Raw genomic sequence first — 16,809 nt, forward strand, 5'->3', positions numbered from 1 at the left:
CTCTTTTTAAACTACTTATCGTCAGAATTAATGAATTTTCTATTTTCGGCACGCGTTTTCATTTTCTGTAGTTTTTCCTTTCGATCAGGTGAAAGATAAGGATTTCGAAGAGCATGATAAATTAATCTTAAATTATCACGCTCATTATAGAATAGATGATTTAAGTCTTTCACAGATAGACGTGAGTTTGATTCTGCCTTTTTAATGAGTTTTAAATTATCACTCTGATGTACATATCCTTCTTTTATAACTCTAAAATAAAATCCAGTTTTACCAGATTGCGACATTTTTTGAACTAAATTAGGTATTGCATATTTAGCTTGAATTTTCCAACAAGGTTCTCGTATATCTGATACTTCTATGATTGTATCGCCTAGTTGATACTGATTACCAAAATAAACATCGGCTTCATCTAGATGTTCAACTGTCAAATTCTCACCAAACATTGCATATTCAGGTAATTGATGTAAGTCATCTTTAAATAATTGATAATTAGATTTACTAAAACAACATATCGCTTTATGTATACCACCATGTTTATGATAGGCTTGTTCATCGTCCACGAACCCAAGTCGATTGAGCCACATTTGACCTTTAAAAGGAATTTTGTTTAACGCTGATTGCATTGGTTTATAGTTACCATAAGACAATGTTTCTATTTTGCCAATAGATATGGCATTCACTTTAATCATGTATATCACGACCTTTTAATTTATAAGCTATTATCAAGTGTTGATACAAATAGTTTAACAATAAAATGAAATGATTAATATGAAATCAAAAATGAGGTATGTTAAAAAATTGAATCTCATGTAGAATATAATTAGATACTTTTATGAAGAGGAGAGCAACGACCCATGAAAGATGCAAAAGAGCTAAAATTGATGACCTTAGAAGATGTACTTGGTCAAATTGAAAATGGTATGACACTAGGAATAGGAACAGGGAGCACAATTGAATTATTAATTCCCCAAATTGCTGAATTAATTCAGCAAAAGAATTATACAATTACCGGCGTCTGCACTTCTAATAAAACAGCATTTTTAGCTAAAGAATTAGCTATGAATATAGTTGATGTAAATGATGTTGAGAAAATCGACTTAGCAATAGATGGCGCTGATGAAGTAGACAGTGCGCTTAACCTTATTAAAGGCGGTGGTGGAGCCTTATTTAGGGAAAAGGTCATAGATGAAATGGCTGACCGATTTGTCGTTGTTGTAGATGAAAGTAAACTCGTCAACTATTTAGGAGAAACATTTGCATTACCAGTTGAAGTCGATAAATTTAATTGGTACCAAGTTGCCAAAAAAATTGAGTGTACTTATGATATTCATGTAAACAGAAGAATTAATGAAGATGTACCTTTTATTACCGACAATGGTAATTACATATTAGATTGTTCATTGCAAAATCGAATTTCTGCTTATGAGCTACACGAATTTTTAATTCATTTAACTGGTGTTCTTGAAACAGGATATTTCCTCAATATTGCCGATCAAGTAATAGTAGGAACACAAGAAGGCGTAAAAATATTAAATAAAGAGACTTAGCCATTATATTAAGCTGAAAAAATTAATCTGAGATAGAGCATTTGTGTTAAAGTGATTACCTTACACAGGCAATACATAATAGAGTTGTAAAGACATGAATGACATACAATCTTATCATAGTCATTGAGTCCTCTAATTTTTAATAAAGTTAGTTCAATAACTGATTTGTGCTGAACTCCGAAAATGTAAGATTGTATGTTAATTTTTGTTTTCTATGTTATTGATTGAGGCAAGCATTTTTATTTTGTTTAAATTCAATTTTGTTATAAACGTTAATATCAATTTATCTAATTGATGTAAGACATCAATTAATTTTTTAAGAAAAAGTTTATTGGTGTTTTAGTAATAATTTTTGAAAAAATAGTTAGGTCTTTAGCTGGGGTAAAAGGAGGTTTTATTTTGAAAGTTTTTTTATATTTCATTTACTTTTTCGTTGCGTTTTTTGTTGTTGATTCTTTAATTAGCTTGGTATTTCCAATTGAATTTGATGTGTATACAAATTTAATTACTGCATTCTTTTTTGCAGTTTTTATGACACCATTATTTTTTGTATTAAAACAAGACAAAAACAAAAAATAGAATAAAGATATATAATGGAAAAATTGATAGATACTGAGAAGAATATTTAAGCGTAAAAATGTTATGGTGTTTAAATATTACGATTAATAAAGTAATATGGATGAATTTAATATCCTGCTAATGCAAACCCTAGTAAGTAGATTAAGATTCTAAATGCAAAAGCAGTTATCATCTTAATAGTTCTAATGAAACACAATAAATTATCTTTAATCAATATAGCGAATGTATATTGATTGTTACTTAAATTGATAGATATGAAAAAGCCAGTCCAATGATTAAGGTGTCGAACGTAATCATTAGACTGGCTTATTTATGCATTTTAATACTAAAATCAAACTTTTAGAGTGCGAATCATTAATACAAGATTTATTTTAAAGTATCAATTATTACTGTGATTTATCTGTGTCGGCTTTATGATCTTCAACTTCGTGAATTTCATCTTTAACATCGTTGACAACTGATGAGTGTCTATCTTCGGTATAAGTTGAATGATCTCTAAGCTTATCATTGTGATTTGTATCCGTTTCTTTATTAACTGAAGAGGCGTCTTCTTTATAATCAGAAGTAGCAATCGCATCGTCACTCTTATTAGGTTTCTTTGATTGATATTTGTCATTATCAATTTCTTGTTGCTTTGTTTCATCTTTAGATGATACATCATGATCTGAAGTTGAAGAGGTGTCTTCTTGACTTGGTTCTTCATCTTGAATATGAGATAAATAATTATTAGGATCAACTTCGTCTAAACTTTGTTTCGTCGTTTTATAAACAATAGCACGAATGATGAGACTAAGAATAATAAATGAAACACCCACAATTGTTGTAGAAAGTGCAATGACTTTCATTGAGAAAAGGTCGCCTGTTTCTTCACTAAATAAAAAGACGAGAGCAAAAGTCATGGATGCGTGAAAGGCAGTTGCAATATAAATTGTACGACCATTAGTAGCTCTAATTAATTCACCAATAATCATTGAAAACATGAATGTATATAAGAAATGGTATCCGGCGTATTCTACACCATATGTCGTATTAGCTGTAAATACTGAATAAATAAGACCAACAACAATACTCGCAAAAAATGTATTCATTCTTGTTTCAAGAATATTTTGTAAGTAAGAACGGAAACCAAACTCCACTACAAAAGCCATTAAAATATGACCAATTAGTATAGTTAGTAATGATACTGATAAATCTGAAGTTTGTAATAGGATGAAACTATCAGCATAAGTATTAAAGCTAAACAAGCCGATCATTAAAATGATAAGTGGTAGAATGAGTGCTAAAAGTAGACGCTCAATCACCTTTAAACTGATAGAAAATTTCAATCCTGCTAATTGTTCTTTTCTGTGTTTAAATATTAATATGCACACAATTGCAGCTATGAAAGGAGCTAAATCTTTAATGCTAAAGACAAAACGTTTCACTCCGATAGTCGCTTGAAAATCTCTGAGTATCACGGACAATGCCATTGTAATAACGAAAAATACAAAGACCATCATAGCCCATTGGAACCCAGAAAATCTAGAGTTTTTCATTGTATGTAACCTCCATTAGGTAACAAGCTTAAATTGATTTATTTACAATTATACATCTTACAAGCATATGTTTAAATTGTCTATTTTAATTATAATCAAAATGTAATAGTCTTGAATCATTTTGTTAGCTAATCGTAAATAATTTTATCATTATATGGGTATGTTAAAAGAGCAAGCATTGATAAAGAAAAATTCAATAGTTATACTTTAATTAACTTAACTGATAAAAATTCAAGGGGGATATATCATGTATCAACTTGCGCAATCTAATCTATGGACAGGTCGTTTAGATAGTGAAACTGATCCTACACAATTTAGGCATTTCCAAACTGTTAAATTCGGTGATTTAAGTCAATTAGATTTTTCGGAGAAACACAAAGGCGTGGGCTTATTAGGATATGCAATTGATAAAGGAGTAGAATTAAACAAAGGACGTGTAGGTGCAAAAGAAGGCCCCAATGCCATTAAGCGAGCTTTTGCTGGATTGCCAGATTTGAATCAATGTGAAGAGATTATAGACTATGGTAATGTAGAACACAATCATGAGTTGCTAATAGATACACAGCGCGAATTCGCAGACCTTGCTGCTAAGTCTATGAAACGACATAAACAAACATTTTTACTTGGTGGTGGTCATGATATAGCATATGCACAATATTTAGCTACTCGTAAAGTTTTTCCTGAGTCGTCAATAGGTGTGATTAATATAGATGCGCACTTTGACACACGTGATGAGGATTATTCAACCTCTGGTACTAGTTTTAGACAAATTCTAGAAGAAGATGATAATGCAGATTATTTAGTGTTAGGTATATCTCAAGGTGGTAATACACAAGCTTTATTTAATTATGCTAAAGAAAAAGATATTCAATTTGTATATGCAGATGAATTACTACATCAGGTGTCTCCCCCTATTAAAGATATGATAGAACGTTTTATCCATAATCATGATACGGTTATGTTCACAATTTGCATGGATGTAGTAGATAGTGCATTTGCACCAGGAGTAAGTGCACCAGCTGTCCTAGGTATATATCCACATACAGTTTTCGAACTTGCTAAACGTGTCATTCCAAGTGAAAAAGTAAAATCTATAAGTATAGCTGAAATGAATCCAACGTATGATTCAGATCAAAGAACTGCTAAATTAGTTGCTAATTTAGTACATCATTGTTTAATTTAAAGTTAGAAGTCGTCATGTAAAAATTTAATAAATTTAGATATACTTAGTTTCAAAATGCCTGTGATATTCGTTGATGTCTCGGGCATTTTGACGTTTTTTGACAGTTTATGACTGAATAAGAAATGGTGTGTTAGTCACAAATTAAAATGTCATACTTGTTATCGTAATAGGAATAACCATTTATTGTGAAGATTGTTCATTTCACTATGAAAGAGAATTTTTAATGCATGTTTATCATATATTCCAGTAATCTAAGCAGTAACTAATGAGACATGTAACTGTTTCAACATGTTTTCGCTTTTTTAAATAATTTTAATAAACTAGCTCTTAAAAACGTTGAATATTTAGAATTTTCCGATAAAATGTTAAGATAACTTTACTAAAATTGACAATTAAGTTAATTAAAAGAATGCTAAATCACAAGTTAAGCATATGAATAAATTAGAAGTGTGAGAAAGGGCTGAGCAATATATGACAAATTATTCTACTTATGTAAATTGGAGAAGAACGTTTCATCAATATCCTGAACTTTCAGATGAAGAATATGAAACTACAGAAACGTTACGGAAAATACTCAAAAGTTATGGTATACGTATACTGGATGTCCCTTTAAAAACAGGTTTAGTAGCAGAAATTGGGCAAGGAGAGGAAATGATAGCGGTAAGAACAGATATTGATGCTTTGCCTATAGAAGAACAAGTGAAGCATGAATTTACATCAAAGCATCATGGTGCAATGCATGCATGTGGTCATGATATTCATATGGCAAGTATATTAGCTACTGGTACTCAACTAAAAGAGATTGAAGATGAATTAAATGGACGCGTTCGATTAATATTTCAACCTGCTGAAGAATTAGGACATGGTGCATTTGAAATTATAAATACTGGAGTACTTAAAGGAGCTAAAGCAGTACTTGGTTTTCATAATTATCCCACTTTAAAAGTTGGTGAATTTGCTATTAAATCGGGTGCAATTACCTCTGCTGTAGATCGTTTTGAGTTTAATGTTAAAGGTAAAGGTGCGCATGCTGCAAAACCTGAGCAAGGAAACGATCCAGTCATCGTTGTAGGACAACTTATCAATAGTTTACAAACTATTGTGAGTCGAAATTTATCAGCTTTTGATAGTGCAGTTGTAACAATCGGTGAAATTTCTTGTGGTAACACATGGAATGTTATAGCTGACAAAGCTTATATACAGGGCACTGTTCGGTCATTCGATGAGGATAAACGTCATTATATTGAAAATAGGATGAAAAATATTGCTGATGGTTTAAGTCGTGTTTTTAATGTGGATATTGATTTAACTTATTCAAGACTACCTGGTGCAGTAGTAAATGATGCACATCTAACACAAGAAGCAATAGAGGTCGCTAAAAATGTTGGCTATCATGTATCAATGCTCGACGAACCGGTTACTATTGGAGAGGATTTCTCAGGTTATACAGAAGAATACCCCGGTGTTTTCGCATTTATTGGCTCCGACAGTAAATTTGATTTACATCATCCTAATTATCATCCGGATGAGCGTATTTTGGAAAAAGTTCCTCAATATTTCGTACAGCTTGTTCAACGTTTATTGACATAATTTGTGATTTCATATTTTCTATGATTAAACGTACATGATAACTGGGTATACAGAAAGCATTAAATGAATTAGGAGATGATTTGAAATGTCAGCTCAAGATCCGCGCAATAAATTTAAAACTGATAATTATGAAAAACAAGAACAAGAAGTTCCAGGTATACAAGCTAAAATGTCACCACAACCAGATTGTGGGGAAGATTCTTATCACGGCCACCATCGATTAGATGGCTTTAAAATACTAGTGACTGGTGGCGATTCAGCAATTGGACGTGCGGCAGCAATTGCTTATGCTAAAGAAGGTGCAGATGTAGCGATTAATTATTTACCAAGTGAACAACAAGATGCCGATGATGTAAAACAGATCATTGAAAATGTTGGGCAAAAAGCTATCTTAATTCCTGGTGATATTAGAGATGAACAATTCAACTATGACATGGTTGAAGAGGCTTATCAGCAATTAGGTGGTTTAGACAATGTAACGTTGGTTGCTGGTCATCAACTTTATCAAGATGAATTATCGGAGTTTAAAACTCAAGATTTTACTGAAACGTTTGAAACGAATGTCTATCCGGTATTTTGGACAGTCCAAAAAACGCTTGAGTATTTACAACCAGGAGGGTCAATTACAACAACATCTTCAGTTCAAGGTTATAATCCTAGTCCAATTCTTCATGATTATGCTGCAACGAAAGCTGCAATTATATCTTTAACAAAGAGTTTTTCAGCCGAATTGGGTCCTAAAGGTATTCGTGTTAACTGTGTTGCGCCTGGACCGTTTTGGTCACCACTTCAAATTGTCGGTGGCCAACCACAAAGCGCTATACCTACTTTTGGGCAAAACACACCGTTAGGACGTGCTGGTCAGCCTGTTGAATGTGCTGGGACATATGTGTTATTAGCGTCTGATGATGCAAGTTATATTACCGGTCAAGTATATGGTGTGACTGGTGGAACTCAAATAGATTAACTAACTATAGCATATTAATTAGTATATATTTTTCAAAGTGAAAGCACGACGAAGGTGCTAAACATCTTACAAAACTCTACAGTTTAATATAAGATTTGTTTATGATAATAAGCGCCTAGGACAAATATCAATGTCCTAGGTTTTCTTATCTTAAAGGCAAACAGTGATTCAATTGAATATACGATTTTCTTTAACTCTTTTTAATCTTGTCTACAAAGGGACAACAATAGTTAAATAGTAAATTTTATATTTTAAATAAAAATTGATTGGATTGATTGATAGTGAAAAAAATAAAAGCTGAAACACTTTCAGATATGCAAAATTACAAATTACTTAGTGGAAGTATTATACCTAGGCCGATAGCATTTGTAACTACTCAAAATTTAAAAGGGGATGTCAACGCAGCCCCGTTTAGTTTTTTTAATGTAGTTAATCATACACCACCTATGATTGCAATTGCTGTTCAACGTACAAATGGAAATAGAAAAGACACCTCAATAAATATAGAACAATCAGGTGAGTTTGCAGTGCATATTACTGATGAGGCTATTGTTAATGATGTGAATGAAACTGCTGCCCCGTTAAAATATGGTGTTAATGAACTTAAAAGAACCTCTCTAAGTATGATTGATTCTGATTTAATTAAAGTTCCAGCAATCAAAGAAGCAAAAGTAAGGTTTGAGTGTAAGCTTCATCAAATAGTACAATTGGGCAACAAAGATAACGGGAGTGATTTGATAATTGGTGAAATTGTCATGTACCATATCGATGAAGAGGTTTATTTTGAAGATAGTAAAATTGATGCAAATCAATTAAATCCGGTAGCTAGGTTAGCTGGAAATGATTACTCTTTGTTAGGTCAAACATTTACAGTTAATCGTCCTACTTCATAAAGATAAAAAGATATTTACAAATATCATTTTAAGGGTGTCATTGATGAAAGCATATCTATATAAATTCATGCCGTTGCTCATTTTAGTTATAGGACTGATTGTCTTATACGTTATTAATGATTATCCCATATTGTTACATGTCATAGTGATTATTGCTTTTATAACGAGTGGATTGAAAAATGTATATTTTGTTAATAATAATATTAGAAATCATATGATATGGATGAGCCCTAAACTCGATCGTATCCTTGGTATGCTTTCGGGCATACTATATTCTGGTATTTACGTGGTTAGCTTTATAGAGCAACAGCCTTTATGGATAGTGATACTTATTCTGGTATTAACAGTGGGTACTGCAGTTTTATTAGAAACGAAATTACATATTACATCATCTCAATTAGAGGAGAGGTTATCATCTGAACGGATAAAACGTAAAGTAATATCAAGACATAAGGCACAACGTCTTAAGAATATATTTTTTACTGTGATTGTTGTAGTAATCATTTCAATGCTCATATCATTATATTTAAAGTTAATGGTTATTTTTGGACTTGCATTAGCGATATTCATCTTTGCATCAATAAGTGTGGCTATTTTTGAAAAATACTTTACTATTATTGAAAATATGTAAACTATTATTAAAATATTTAAAATAATAAGTGTTGACGTTATTGCAAATATCTTGTAACGTTAAACACAATTCAATAACTTATCAAGAGAAGTGGAGGGACTGGCCCAAAGAAGCTTCGGCAACATTGTATCATGTGCCAATTCCAGTAACCGAGAAGGTTAGAAGATAAGGTTAAACACGATGTTAACTGAGACTGGGGCATGATTACGTGTCCTGGTTTTTTATTTTTGAGTTATTGATTAAATAGATAGGAATTTTTTAGTATAAAATCTATCAATCCATTATACGGGAAAGTAGGTTAGATTATGAAAGAGATGAAGAATGGCAATGCTTGGGCATTAATTCCTTTATTGTTATTTGTCTTACTATTTCTAGGTGTTGGTATTATTTCTGGTGATTTTACCACTATGCCATTAAATGTTGCTATTACAATTACTGTTATTGTTGCCTTACTGATGAATCGCAAGGAAACTTTTGCGAAAAAAGTAGAGGTATTTACAAAAGGTGCAGGTCACTCTAATATCATTTTGATGATGCTTATTTTTATCCTTGCTGGAGCTTTTTCGACGACTGCTGAAAAAATGGGTGGCGTGTCATCTACAGTTAATTTAGGCTTATCACTTATTCCTCAAAATTTAATAATTGTTGGACTATTTATTATTTGTATGTTTGTATCAATTTCAATGGGAACTTCTGTCGGCACAGTTGCAGCTATTGCACCAGTAGGTTTTGGATTTGCACAAGCAACAGATGTACCAGCTGCATTAGCCATGGCAACAGTTGTTGGGGGAGCGATGTTTGGTGATAATCTATCTATGATTTCTGATACCACTATTGCAGCAGTAAGAACACAAAAAACAAAAATGAGTGATAAATTTAAAGTCAATTTTAAAATTGTATTACCAGGTGCGATTATTACAATCATTATTTTATTCTTTTTAACAAATGGTATTTCCATAGATCATACTAAAAACTATGATTATAATTTAATTAAAGTTATACCATACTTGTTAGTTTTGATTCTTGCGTTAGTTGGTATTAATGTAATTATTGTATTAATAGGAGGTACTGTATTAGCCGGTATAATTGGACTGATTGATGGTTCTTTTGGTTGGAATGGCCTTTTAAATGCTATTTCTAAAGGGATTATCGGAATGGAAGATATTGCTATGATTGCATTGCTTATAGGCGGTCTAGTAGGAATTATTCAACATAATGGTGGTATTGATTGGTTGCTTAATTTTGTAAGGTCAAAAGTAAAATCAAAGCGTGGTGCAGAACTAGGTATAGCGAGTTTAGTGAGTGCAGCTGACATTTCAACAGCAAATAATACAATTTCTATTATTATGGCTGGACCATTAGCTAAAAATATTGCTGATGAATATGATGTCGATCCAAGGAAATCAGCAAGTATATTAGATATCTTTGGTGGGTGTTTTCAAGGATTATTACCATACAGCCCGCAAGTGATTTCAGCAGCAGGTGTAGCTGGAATTTCCCCATTCCTAATGTTACAATATAGTATTTATCCAATATTATTAGGTGTTTGTGGATTAGTAGCAATTATTTTAAGAGTACCTCGTTTAAATCAATCGTCAAAGAAATAAAATACGACCCATAGTATATATTGGCTGTCAACAATCTTATGATTGTTGACAGTTTTATAATGATTCTTTGATACTCACCATCTGTATCTTATTTTTAAGTTGAGTATCAAGCAATTTAGAATAGTAGTAAAATGTTGATAAGGACAAGACTATACACTCAATCTTGAATTTAAAAAGTTAAAAATCACTAAAATTATAAGTTTTATTTAATATAATTTAATTTTATAGAGCTCAAAGTTTGTGACCTAGCTCAAATACGTTAAAATAGTATTAAGAGTGAAAGTAGGTGAAATGAAATGGCAAAATATAATGTGGAAAATGAATATGTTGAAATCGACATTGAGAGATTACTTAAATATACACCAGAGGTCGTTTATGAGGCATGGACAAAAACAGATATCTTAAAAAAATGGTTTATGACCACACAACGCACGAATAAATCGTTTGATGCAGATATTCAAGAGGGAGGAAAGTATCGCATCATTGATAGTAGAAATGGTAAACAAAACATCATAGAAGGTACATATGAAGAGTTAGTTTTAGATGAATATATCAAGATGACGATTGGAATGCCAGGACTAAGTGAGGAAGAGGATGTCATTGAAGTAGAGTTCTTTGAAAGAGAGAATGGCGGGACTCAAATGTTCTTTTACTATCGCTCTTTTATTGAAAAGGAAAGACGTTTAACAACATTAGAATATAAGCAAAAGAAAAAAGAATATCATGATTCAACAGCACATGGATTTGAATTGATGATTGATCAAATGCAAAATGTGATAGATGAAATTGAGGAACAGCGTCATAACTAAACTAAAAAGCCTGGGACAACAAAAGTTGTTGTTCCAGGCTTTTTAACGTTTTAATAGTCATTGTCTAAGTTGAAAATGGAAATGCCAAATAATATTTATATGTAAAGTGAGAATTGCATTCAATGATAATGATGACTCACTTTCCTATGTTAATTCATGATTCTCTTTATATTCGTTATATTTTCTTAGTAGTGTTTCAAAGAAAATGTGATAACTAATAAAACTGGAATAATCGGTACCATCGTTTAAATAGAAGGTATTGCTTGAAACATAGACATTGTAATCAGCTTGTTGTGCCAATGTATTGTCCTTCATTGTTGTTACGGAAATAAAATATTTTTGTCTCAGTTGAAGCAATTGTGTGACTTCTTTAAGTTGATGTGTTTCGCCAGAAAGTGAAATAATGAAAAACAAATCTTCAGGAATTGTCTTGTTTAACACCATCTTTAGTTCATGAACATCATGTAACAATATAATATTTTTATGCATAGTCAACAGTATACGTTGTGCTTCTTCAGCGACATTCATCTGTGCACGTCCAGTACCATATAAGTATATTGTTGTAGCATGATGCATTTTGTGAGTTAATAAACGATAATCAATACGTTCTAAATAGTTGAATGTATTTTCAATTTCTTGTTTAAATTGCTCCATAGAATCAGAAGGAAGTTGATGATTCTTACTATCTTCAAATTTTAAAAAGGATTTAAAATCACTATAACCATCAAAACCTAGTTTACGAGTGAAGCGATGAATCGTAGCATTTGAAGCATGTGTCTGTGAGGCTAAATCTTGTATTTTCATATTTTTACAAACATCTATATGTGTATTAACATAATGTGCAATTTGTATATCATTATCATTTAATTGATCGAAATTAGAGTTTACTCGTTCATCTAAAATCATCTTAACACCTCATCATTGAAAATATTTTCTTTATATGAAAATATAATCTAATTATACAAAAATGTTTCAAAGTGCGTCAACGTCATTGTCATTATGTAAGCGTTTACTATATATTGGTAATAACTTATTAAATAAAGAGCAATAAAGGTAAACATATATTAGTTATCATAGTTAAGGGAAGAGGGAGGTATTCAAAAATGAATGCAATTAAACGATTTGGTAGTGCAATGATAGTACCTGTTTTGATGTTTGCTTTCTTCGGTATTGTTTTGGGATTCGCTACATTATTTAAAAATCCAACCATCATGGGAGGCTTAGCTGAACAGCATACATTTTGGTTTAAATTTTGGTCTGTTATTGAATCAGGTGGTTGGGTAATATTTACACATATGGAAATTGTCTTTGTAGTTGGTTTACCGTTATCTCTTGCTAAAAAAGCTCCAGGACATGCAGCTTTAGCAGCTCTAATGGGATATTTAATGTTTAACACTTTTATCAATGCAATTTTAACTCAATGGCCACATACTTTTGGCGCTAATTTAAAAAAAGGTGTAGAAAACACAACAGGATTAAAATCGATTGCAGGTATTGAAACGTTAGATACCAATATTTTAGGTGCAATCATTATATCAGGAATAATAACGTGGATACATAATAGATATTACAGTAAGCGTTTACCTGAAATGTTAGGTGTATTTCAAGGATTAACATTCGTTGTAACAATCTCTTTCTTTGTCATGCTACCTGTGGCAGCAATCACATGTGTTGTTTGGCCAACGATTCAACACGGTATTGCTTCAATTCAATATTTTATTGTTGCATCAGGATATATAGGTGTTTGGTTATATCATTTCTTAGAACGTGTACTAATACCTACAGGATTGCATCATTTTATCTATGCACCAATCGAAGTAGGTCCAGTAGTTGTTAATCATGGTTTGAAAGCAGAATGGTTGCAACACTTAAATCAGTTTGCCGAAAGTAACAAACCACTTAAAGAACAATTTCCATATGGTTTTATGTTGCAAGGAAATGGCAAAGTTTTTGGTTGCCTAGGTATAGCATTGGCAATGTATGCAACTACACCAAAAGAAAATCGTAAAAAAGTTGCTGCATTATTAATACCAGCAACACTTACGGCAGTAGTAGCTGGTATTACAGAACCACTTGAATTTACTTTCTTATTTATTGCGCCATTTTTATTCGTATTACATGCACTACTAGCAGCAACTATGGATACACTGATGTATGGATTTGGTGTCGTAGGTAATATGGGTGGCGGTGTACTAGATTTTATAGCAACTAACTGGATACCTTTAGGAAAAGCACATTGGATGACATATGTCTTTCAAGTAGTAATTGGTCTAATCTTTGTTGCGATTTACTACTTCTTATTTAAATATTTAATTTTAAAATTTGATATTCCATTACCAGGACGTAAGAAAGGTGAAGAAGAAGTCAAATTATTTTCTAAACAAGATTATAATGATAAAAAAGGAGATTCAACTCGCAATCATTCACCTAATAGTGAATATGAAGAAAAGGCGATGTACTACCTAGAAGGTCTTGGAGGAAAAGAAAATATTAAAGACGTTACAAATTGTACGACTCGCCTACGTTTAACTGTTAAAGACGAAAGTAAAGTTCAAGAAAGTGCCTATTTTACACATAATCAAATGTCTCATGGTTTAGTAAAAAGCGGCAAGAGTGTTCAAGTTGTCGTTGGAATGTCTGTACCTCAGGTAAGAGAAGCGTTTGAAAATATTGTAAATGATGATCTATCTTAGAAATAAAGTAACTCCCAAAATAATTCAAATAGAGATTATTTTGGGAGTTTTTGAATTTATATTTGTAAATAAGTTATTCTTGCTTATATATTCTATCTTTCTATTTATGAAATGCGTGCTTTATGTAGCATCTTTGCTCTATAACTTGCTGATAGGATATCAATATTACGCGTTGCAATAGTTTGAAGCAGCTTTGTGAAAATCTCAGGAGGACATGTGACGCTTGCGCAATTATTATTTAATGTATAATTTACATTGTGATGATTCACAAACATATTCATAATATCAATGACTTTATCTTTAATGAAGGCATCTTGTAAACCATCGATTGCTAAATCAAAGCGCTTAATAGATTGGTAAAGTTGTTCTGAATCAAGAAGTTCATTTACACGGCTGGGTAAAAGTATTTGATAAATAGCATAATTGTGGAAACTTAAGAAACTTATCAGATAAGGTAGTTGTTGCTTGGGGAGGCTAACTTCCAATGCGAACACATCGTTTTGCTTAATGATAGAATACTGAAAGGATTCACAAAAAGTAATTTCTTTACATAAATGTATTAATTTTTTTCGCGTTGAGCGAGATTTCAAACCTGCAACATTAATGATGTAGGTTTCAAATTTATCAATCAACATATGGGGACCTCCAATCGTTAACAATATATGTGTGGAAATGATATGAATGCTTATATTTTATACGCTGTTCGTTTAAATAAATTGTACCACTCTTTTTTTTTAGAATCACTAAGACTTTTGATTGAAGTTGAAAGAATTATAGTTATCTTATTTCGAATGAGTAATCATTGAAGGAAAAGCTTTATTCATAGCATAGTTATGAATTAGATTTTATATTATTTGATGCTTAGTTATTTAGAGGCAAGTTTATATCAAATTATGTTAGTATGAAAAATAATAAATATTGAAAGGAGATGACAACATGTATAAAGCAGTAGTGTTTGATTTTGATGGTACTGTCATTGATACCGAAAAACATTTGTTCGATTTAATAAATACACATTTAAAAATCCATCAAGAAGCGCCGATTTCTTTAGAATTTTATAAACAATTTATTGGCGGTGAAACTACTGGATTACATACATATTTAGAAGATGCTATTGGTTTCAAAAATAAAGAAAAAATTTATGATCAATATTATCAAACAATTATTGAATTGCCGGTAAATCCCACAATCATTCAATTGATGCAATATTTAAAAAAACGTCATATCCCAATGGCGATTGCCACAAGTAGTTATAAAAAGAATATATATCCTATATTTAAACAATTAGGACTAGATACATACATTGATGTTGTTGTTGGTCGTGAAAATGTTGAGAGTGTTCAACCTAATCCCGAAATTTATTTAAAAGCTGTACAAGAGCTTAATTATAATCCTACAACCTGCTTAGCAATTGAAGATTCTGTCAATGGTGCTACTGCAGCGATGCTAGCAGGATTAGATGTTGTCGTTAATACGAATATAATAACGAAGGATCAAGATTTTTCGACAGTTCAATATGTTGGACAAGATATGGAATTTGAAGATATAAAGAATTTTTTATTTAAAGAATAAATTGGAGGTATTCAAAAATGGGCTATATTATCCTATTTTTCATAGCAGGTCCAGTTATTATAGGAGTGGGTAATCTCATATTGGGACCGATATTTAATAAACGCACACCTTTACATGTTCAATTTCGATCGTTTATTATTGGCTCTCTTGTATACCTTATTCTCGCTACGGTTTGCTATTTTTTGTTACTTCAAGGCAAATTATAATACTACTTACAGTATGAGTTGATATAGAACAATGTTTAAGCTAACTTAACTAAAATCAACTTGTTATTTATATTATAGAAAAAAATCTAAAATCTACATTAGTGATTTTTACTAGTTTGAATAAAAATATTAAATGAGGGGCTCAAAATTCGTATGAATATCTTAGTTGTTCACCAATAATGAGATTTGAAAACCATGATAGATTGTGGAATATGTTTAAATCCATCATCGAGTGTCTTTACTAAAAAAGTCTGGGACATAAATCATAATGTCCCAGACTTTTTTATCGTCTATTCAACAGTAAATTTGTTGAACCTACATAATCAATTTTAATACTAATGTTACTAATATAAGTATAATTAATAATAAGTCAATGCCTACCATAATAGTATATCGTGTAGGTTTTTGGCCTTGCTGCTTAGCTAATACCATTGCTTTATAATTTGGAAGTAAACTAATGATTAACAAAATAATTACAATGAGTCCGATAATAATAGTCAAGATGTGTGACCTCCATTTTTTCTATTTAAGAACTCCCATATGACACCAGCAATCACACCCAAAATTAGTCCGACAATGATACCTATACGCGGAGTGAAGAAAATTGATCCGAATATAAGGCATATAAAAAGCGCAATAGGTAAAGTTGTACCATAAATAATTTTACGTTCTGACGAACTTAAAATTGTAAATACAATGATATAAATGACAAAGAAAACAATAGCTGCAATGACAGTTCGTACAATAATAGACGATATTGAAGCCTCTTTCATAGTCAATAAATTAAGAATTAAAAATGCAGTCATAAATATTAAAGAAAATTTGATTGCACGTATAACAAGCGCTTTATTCATATGAGCACTCCTTTACTATTTAAAAAAAGTATATCATATTTAAATAATTATTAAGAGCAAAGACATAGGTAAAATGGTAAAGTGATTTAAGTTAAATTTGAAATGACATTGTATATAGTTTTAACAATCATTTTATGTTA

General features: G+C 31.3%; 18 protein-coding genes and 1 riboswitch. Of the genes, 12 read left to right on the forward strand and 6 right to left on the reverse strand.

Translation table 11 applies throughout. From position 1 onward, the window contains the following. Positions 1-11: 11 nt before the first annotated feature. Positions 12-692, reverse strand: a complete 681-nt coding sequence (locus HMPREF2897_RS01075) for an MOSC domain-containing protein (RefSeq protein ID WP_020360894.1) — start codon at positions 690-692, stop codon at positions 12-14. Between the two features lie 165 nt (positions 693-857). On the opposite strand from HMPREF2897_RS01075, the gene HMPREF2897_RS01080 reads away from it, so the two are divergent. Next, positions 858-1,550, forward strand: coding sequence for a ribose 5-phosphate isomerase A (locus tag HMPREF2897_RS01080; RefSeq protein ID WP_049386488.1), 693 nt, complete (start codon positions 858-860; stop codon positions 1,548-1,550). A 399-nt stretch (positions 1,551-1,949) separates the two neighbouring features. Next, positions 1,950-2,129, forward strand: a complete 180-nt coding sequence (locus HMPREF2897_RS12925) for a hypothetical protein (protein ID WP_002447249.1) — start codon at positions 1,950-1,952, stop codon at positions 2,127-2,129. Positions 2,130-2,515: 386 nt separating this feature from the next. Here the strand turns inward: HMPREF2897_RS12925 and HMPREF2897_RS01090 are convergent, their stop codons facing one another. Beyond that, entirely contained in the window at positions 2,516-3,664 is a 1,149-nt protein-coding gene (locus tag HMPREF2897_RS01090) for a peptidoglycan release complex CPBP-like subunit SdpC (protein WP_002447250.1), read from the reverse strand. Positions 3,665-3,911: 247 nt separating this feature from the next. Between HMPREF2897_RS01090 and hutG the strand changes: the two genes are divergently transcribed. The 7 genes from hutG (at position 3,912) to HMPREF2897_RS01125 (ending at position 11,344) form a co-directional block, all read left to right on the forward strand. Further along, complete coding sequence (hutG, locus tag HMPREF2897_RS01095; protein ID WP_002490789.1) at positions 3,912-4,847, forward strand: formimidoylglutamase; 936 nt, start codon at positions 3,912-3,914, stop codon at positions 4,845-4,847. Positions 4,848-5,318: 471 nt separating this feature from the next. Continuing rightward, complete coding sequence (locus HMPREF2897_RS01100; RefSeq protein WP_002490809.1) at positions 5,319-6,437, forward strand: amidohydrolase; 1,119 nt, start codon at positions 5,319-5,321, stop codon at positions 6,435-6,437. An 85-nt stretch (positions 6,438-6,522) separates the two neighbouring features. After that, the gene (locus HMPREF2897_RS01105) at positions 6,523-7,404 is read left to right on the forward strand and encodes an SDR family oxidoreductase (RefSeq protein ID WP_070592456.1); all 882 of its coding nucleotides are present in this window, start codon (positions 6,523-6,525) and stop codon (positions 7,402-7,404) included. Positions 7,405-7,685: 281 nt separating this feature from the next. Beyond that, positions 7,686-8,297: a flavin reductase family protein gene (locus HMPREF2897_RS01110; RefSeq protein ID WP_070592458.1), complete on the forward strand. Its 612-nt coding sequence runs from the start codon at positions 7,686-7,688 to the stop codon at positions 8,295-8,297. A gap of 43 nt (positions 8,298-8,340) precedes the next feature. After that, entirely contained in the window at positions 8,341-8,928 is a 588-nt protein-coding gene (locus HMPREF2897_RS01115; RefSeq protein ID WP_070592460.1) for a hypothetical protein, read from the forward strand. Between the two features lie 75 nt (positions 8,929-9,003). Further along, positions 9,004-9,100: riboswitch (SAM riboswitch) on the forward strand. A 133-nt stretch (positions 9,101-9,233) separates the two neighbouring features. Further along, positions 9,234-10,535, forward strand: a complete 1,302-nt coding sequence (locus tag HMPREF2897_RS01120; RefSeq protein WP_001831611.1) for a Na+/H+ antiporter NhaC family protein — start codon at positions 9,234-9,236, stop codon at positions 10,533-10,535. 296 nt (positions 10,536-10,831) lie between these two features. Beyond that, a complete protein-coding gene (locus HMPREF2897_RS01125) occupies positions 10,832-11,344 on the forward strand; it encodes an SRPBCC family protein (protein WP_002457260.1) in 513 nt (170 codons plus the stop codon). Positions 11,345-11,488: 144 nt separating this feature from the next. Here HMPREF2897_RS01125 and HMPREF2897_RS01130 read toward each other — a convergent pair whose 3' ends face one another. Beyond that, the gene (locus HMPREF2897_RS01130; protein ID WP_002438434.1) at positions 11,489-12,250 is read right to left on the reverse strand and encodes a MurR/RpiR family transcriptional regulator; all 762 of its coding nucleotides are present in this window, start codon (positions 12,248-12,250) and stop codon (positions 11,489-11,491) included. A gap of 197 nt (positions 12,251-12,447) precedes the next feature. On the opposite strand from HMPREF2897_RS01130, the gene HMPREF2897_RS01135 reads away from it, so the two are divergent. Continuing rightward, positions 12,448-14,037, forward strand: coding sequence for an alpha-glucoside-specific PTS transporter subunit IIBC (locus HMPREF2897_RS01135; RefSeq protein WP_002487152.1), 1,590 nt, complete (start codon positions 12,448-12,450; stop codon positions 14,035-14,037). Positions 14,038-14,141: 104 nt separating this feature from the next. On the opposite strand, the gene HMPREF2897_RS01140 is transcribed toward HMPREF2897_RS01135, so the two are convergent. Next, on the reverse strand, positions 14,142-14,672 hold the full coding sequence (locus HMPREF2897_RS01140) for a hypothetical protein (RefSeq protein WP_002457258.1): 531 nt from the start codon (positions 14,670-14,672) through the stop codon (positions 14,142-14,144). A gap of 301 nt (positions 14,673-14,973) precedes the next feature. Here HMPREF2897_RS01140 and HMPREF2897_RS01145 point away from each other — a divergent pair, with 301 nt between their 5' ends. Together HMPREF2897_RS01145 and HMPREF2897_RS01150 are read left to right on the forward strand one after the other, a co-directional pair. Next, complete coding sequence (locus HMPREF2897_RS01145; RefSeq protein ID WP_049386481.1) at positions 14,974-15,609, forward strand: HAD-IA family hydrolase; 636 nt, start codon at positions 14,974-14,976, stop codon at positions 15,607-15,609. Between the two features lie 17 nt (positions 15,610-15,626). Continuing rightward, positions 15,627-15,815, forward strand: coding sequence for a hypothetical protein (locus HMPREF2897_RS01150; protein WP_002447262.1), 189 nt, complete (start codon positions 15,627-15,629; stop codon positions 15,813-15,815). Positions 15,816-16,130: 315 nt separating this feature from the next. On the opposite strand, the gene HMPREF2897_RS01155 is transcribed toward HMPREF2897_RS01150, so the two are convergent. Next, positions 16,131-16,316, reverse strand: coding sequence for a hypothetical protein (locus tag HMPREF2897_RS01155; protein WP_002447263.1), 186 nt, complete (start codon positions 16,314-16,316; stop codon positions 16,131-16,133). After that, positions 16,313-16,669, reverse strand: coding sequence for a hypothetical protein (locus HMPREF2897_RS01160; protein ID WP_002447264.1), 357 nt, complete (start codon positions 16,667-16,669; stop codon positions 16,313-16,315). Before HMPREF2897_RS01160 ends, HMPREF2897_RS01155 begins: the two co-directional genes overlap by 4 nt. Positions 16,670-16,809: the final 140 nt, after the last annotated feature.

Origin of the sequence: Staphylococcus sp. HMSC065D05, from assembly GCF_001813195.1 — a bacterium.
In the GTDB taxonomy this organism is placed as follows: domain Bacteria; phylum Bacillota; class Bacilli; order Staphylococcales; family Staphylococcaceae; genus Staphylococcus; species Staphylococcus epidermidis.